This window comes from Zoogloea dura (genome assembly GCF_012927165.1).
In the GTDB taxonomy this organism is placed as follows: Bacteria; Pseudomonadota; Gammaproteobacteria; order Burkholderiales; family Rhodocyclaceae; genus Zoogloea; species Zoogloea dura.
On sequence record NZ_JABBGA010000064.1, the window covers coordinates 1 to 3,412 of the forward strand.

Below are 3,412 nucleotides of genomic sequence, written 5' to 3' on the forward strand. Positions count from 1 at the left end.
ATGATTCTCGTAACCGGCGGCGCCGGCTTCATTGGCGCAAATTTTGTTCTGGACTGGCTGCGCGCAAGCGACGAGCCGGTGGTCAACCTGGATGCCCTGACCTACGCAGGCAATCTGGAGAACCTGGCCTCGCTGGCGGGCGACCCGCGGCACCTCTTCGTGCAGGGCGACATCTGCGACCGGGCGCTCATCGACCGGCTGCTGGCCGAGCACCGCCCCCGCGCCCTGGTGCACTTTGCCGCCGAAAGCCACGTGGACCGCTCCATCCACGGCCCCGGCGACTTCATCCGCACCAACGTCAATGGCACCTTCACCCTGCTCGAAGCCGCCCGCGGCTACTGGAGCGGGCTCGAAGGCGCCGACAAGGCCGGCTTCCGCTTCCACCATGTGAGCACCGACGAGGTGTACGGTTCCCTGGGGCCCACCGACCCCGCCTTCACCGAGACCAAGACCTACGAGCCCAACAGCCCGTACTCGGCCAGCAAGGCCGCCTCGGACCACCTCGTGCGGGCCTGGCACCACACCTACGGGCTGCCGGTGACCACCAGCAACTGCTCCAACAACTACGGCCCCTACCACTTCCCCGAGAAGCTCATCCCGCTGATGATCGCCAACGCCCTGGCCGGCAAGCCCCTGCCGGTGTACGGCGACGGCATGCAGATCCGCGACTGGCTCTACGTCACCGACCACTGCAGCGCCATCCGCGCCATCCTCGACAAAGGCACCCCCGGCGAGGTGTACAACGTAGGCGGCTGGAACGAAAAGCCCAACATCGACATCGTGCACACCCTCTGTGCCCTGCTCGACGAACTCCAGCCCGACCCCGCCGGCAGCTACACCCGGCTCATCACCTACGTCACCGACCGCCCTGGCCACGACCGCCGCTACGCCATCGACGCCCGCAAGATCGAGCGCGAACTCGGCTGGCGCCCCGCCGAAACCTTCGAGACCGGCATCCGCAAGACCGTCGAGTGGTACCTCGCCAACCAGGAGTGGGTCGCCCACGTGCAGAGCGGTGCCTACCGCGACTGGGTCGAGAAGAACTACGCCGGCCGCGACTAAGGACGCCCCATGAAGATCCTCCTCTTCGGCAAGAACGGCCAGGTCGGCTGGGAGCTGCAACGCAGCCTCGCCCCCCTGGGCGAACTCATCGCCCTCGACCACGACGGCGCCCCCGGGCTCTCCGGCAACTTCGCCGACCCCGACAGCCTCGTCGCCACCGTGCGCAGCGTCGCCCCCGACCTCATCGTCAATGCCGCCGCCCACACCGCCGTGGACAAGGCCGAGAGCGAACCCGACTTCGCCCGCAGCCTCAACGCCCTGGCCCCCGGCGTCCTCGCCCGCGAAGCCGCCGCGCGCGGCGCACTGCTCGTGCATTACTCCACCGACTACGTCTTTGACGGCAGCGGCGACGCCCCGCGGGACGAAGACGCCCCCACCGGCCCCCTCTCCGTGTATGGCCGCACCAAGCTCGAAGGTGAGCAGCTGATCCGCGACAGCGGCTGCCGCCACCTCATCTTCCGCACCAGCTGGGTGTATGCCGCCCGCGGCGGCAACTTCGCCAGGACCATGCTCAAGCTCGCCGCCGAGCGGGACGCCCTCACCATCATCGACGACCAGCACGGCGCCCCCACCGGCGCCGACCTGCTCGCCGACATCACCGCCCACGCCGTGCGCCAGACCCTCGCCCAGCCCGAGCTGGGTGGCCTGTACCACCTCGTCGCCGGTGGCGAAACCACCTGGTACGACTACGCCCGCCACGTCATCGAGCACGCCCGGGCCCGCGGCATCCCCGTCAAGGTCGCCCCCGAGGCCATCCGCCCTGTGCCCACCAGCGCCTTCCCGACGCCCGCCGCCCGCCCGCTCAACTCCCGGCTCTCCACCGGCAAGCTGCAGCGCGCCTTCGGCCTCGTCCCGCCGCCCTGGCAGCAGGGCGTCGACCGCATGCTCGACGAAATCCTCCCGAACTGAACTCAAACCGGACATTCCCATGACCACCCAGCGCAAAGGCATCATCCTCGCCGGCGGCTCCGGCACCCGGCTGCACCCGGCCACCCTGGCCGTCTCCAAGCAGCTCATCCCGGTGTACGACAAACCGATGATCTACTACCCCCTCAGCACCCTCATGCTGGCGGGCATCCGCGACATCCTCATCATCTCCACCCCCCAGGACACCCCGCGCTTCCAGCAACTGCTCGGCGACGGCGCCCAGTGGGGCCTCAACCTGCAATACGCCGTGCAGCCCAGCCCCGACGGCCTCGCCCAGGCCTTCGTGATCGGCGCCGACTTCGTCGGCAGCGGCCCCAGCGCCCTGGTGCTCGGCGACAACCTCTTCTACGGCCACGAATTCGGCAGCGACCTGCGCCAGGCCGGTACGAGGACCGACGGCGCCACCGTCTTCGCCTACCCGGTGCACGACCCCGAACGCTACGGCGTGGTCGAGTTCGACGACGCCGGCCGGGCCATCAGCCTCGAAGAGAAGCCCAAGGTCCCCAAGAGCCGCTACGCCGTCACCGGCCTCTACTTCTACGACAACCGGGTAGTGGACGTGGCCCGCGAGCTCAAGCCCGGCCCGCGGGGCGAACTCGAGATCACCGACGTCAACCGCCAGTACCTCGAATGGGATGCCCTTGACGTGCAGGTCATGGGCCGCGGCCACGCCTGGCTCGACACCGGCACCCACGAAAGCCTGCTCGAAGCCGGCCTCTTCATCCAGACCATCGAAAAGCGTCAGGGCCTCAAGATCGCCTGCCCCGAAGAGATCGCCTGGCGCGCCGGCTGGATCGACGCCGCCCAGCTGCAGAAACTCGCCGCCCCCCTCGCCAAGAACGGCTATGGCCAGTACCTCAACCGTCTGCTCGAAGAAAAGGTGTTCTGATGAAAGTGACCCCCACCACGCTGCCCGGCCTGCTGATCCTCGAACCGAAAGTCTTTGGAGACAGCCGCGGCTTCTTCATGGAAAGCTTCAACGCCCGGACCTTCCGGGAGCTCACCGGGCTGGACGTGGACTTCGTGCAGGACAACCACTCCCGCTCCGCCAAGGGCGTGCTGCGCGGCCTGCACTACCAGATCCAGCAAGCCCAGGGCAAGCTGGTGCGGGTGGTACGGGGCAGCGTCTTCGACGTGGCGGTGGACCTGCGCAAGTCTTCGCCGACCTTCGGCAAATGGGAAGGGGTCGAGCTGAGCGAAGAGAACCAGCGCCAGCTGTGGATCCCGCCGGGCTTTGCGCACGGCTTCCTGGTGACAAGCGAAAGCGCCGACTTCCTGTACAAGACCACCGACTACTATGCCCCGGAGCATGAGCGCAGCCTGCTGTGGAACGACCCGGCGGTGGGGGTGGAGTGGCCGCTGGCGGGCGAACCGCTGCTGTCGGCCAAGGATGTGGCGGGGAAGAGGCTGGCTGAGTGCGAGA

The 3,412-nt window shown here is 68.3% G+C and carries 4 protein-coding genes; all 4 read left to right on the forward strand.

From position 1 onward, the window contains the following. On the forward strand, positions 1-1,062 hold a 1,062-nt coding region (rfbB, locus tag HHL15_RS25950), incomplete at its 5' end, for a dTDP-glucose 4,6-dehydratase (RefSeq protein WP_169148661.1). Between the two features lie 9 nt (positions 1,063-1,071). Then, positions 1,072-1,971 carry a dTDP-4-dehydrorhamnose reductase gene (gene rfbD / locus HHL15_RS25955; RefSeq protein WP_169148662.1) on the forward strand — a complete coding sequence of 300 codons (900 nt, stop codon included), beginning with the start codon at positions 1,072-1,074 and terminating at the stop codon, positions 1,969-1,971. A gap of 19 nt (positions 1,972-1,990) precedes the next feature. Next, on the forward strand, positions 1,991-2,878 hold the full coding sequence (rfbA, locus tag HHL15_RS25960; protein ID WP_169148663.1) for a glucose-1-phosphate thymidylyltransferase RfbA: 888 nt from the start codon (positions 1,991-1,993) through the stop codon (positions 2,876-2,878). Further along, positions 2,878-3,412, forward strand: a 535-nt coding sequence (gene rfbC, locus HHL15_RS25965; protein ID WP_169148664.1) for a dTDP-4-dehydrorhamnose 3,5-epimerase, incomplete at its 3' end; no start/stop codon positions are given. The genes rfbA and rfbC, both read left to right, overlap by 1 nt.

Coding starts and splice junctions, on each gene's coding strand:
- rfbD (WP_169148662.1), top strand. CDS start 1,072: ATGAAGATCCTCCTCTTCGGCAAGAACGGCCAGGTCGGCTGGGAGCTG.
- rfbA (WP_169148663.1), top strand. CDS start 1,991: ATGACCACCCAGCGCAAAGGCATCATCCTCGCCGGCGGCTCCGGCACC.